This window comes from Psychroflexus salis (genome assembly GCF_014640175.1).
GTDB lineage: Bacteria > Bacteroidota > Bacteroidia > Flavobacteriales > Flavobacteriaceae > Psychroflexus > Psychroflexus salis.
In genome coordinates this window covers 1-710 of the sequence record NZ_BMGL01000034.1, presented here as the reverse complement: position 1 = coordinate 710, position 710 = coordinate 1, and the positions used below count along the sequence as shown (strand labels likewise).

The following is a 710-nucleotide window of genomic DNA, read 5'->3' as shown; positions in this document are numbered from 1 at the left end:
TCTAAATTTAAATTTACAGTAGTCTCGCCCGTTGCATCACTATTGTCTGTTGATGTAATATCACTATCGTAGAAAGAGTTGGTAACTAAATCAATGCCAGTTTGATTTGCAAATCCAGCGGGATCTTCACTAACCCCAGTAGCTGTTACTACATTTGCAGCATAAGATTTATCGATTAAGCCTCCTGTTATACTTCCCGCAAAACCAGCTGCGTTGGTTATTCCATTCACTTCGCCTCGCACATAAGAATTATTTATCTCTCCGCCAGATACAAGTCCTACAAATCCACCTACATTATCATCGCCATTTACACTTGCAGTTGAATACGATGTGGTAACTAAACCACCTTCTACTTCACCAAAAACTCCACCTACATTAGACAAACCTGTTGCTGTAGATGTAATTGTTCCTAGGTTTACAAAAACTGAAGTAATCGTTGCTCCTGTTTGTAAAGTACCAGCTAGAGCACCTATATTAGTAGCTGCACTGATTGAGAAGCTAGTTAAGTTTAAATTGAAAACTTCACCACTTAAATTACCAAACAAACCTACATCTGCTTGATTAGAATCGATAAATAAATTTTCGATAGTAAAGCCACCACCATTATATGAACCAGAAAAGCTTTCGCCTAAATCATTAGCGATTACTATCCAGCCTCCGTCTGTACCTGAACAACCCCAAAACTCTGTTGAAGCTGCATCTATATTTGC

At 38.3% G+C, this 710-nt stretch carries 1 protein-coding gene; it reads right to left on the bottom strand.

From position 1 onward, the window contains the following. Positions 1-710 (bottom strand): M26 family metallopeptidase (locus IEV63_RS12935; RefSeq protein WP_229737269.1); only part of this gene is annotated, 710 nt, incomplete at both ends.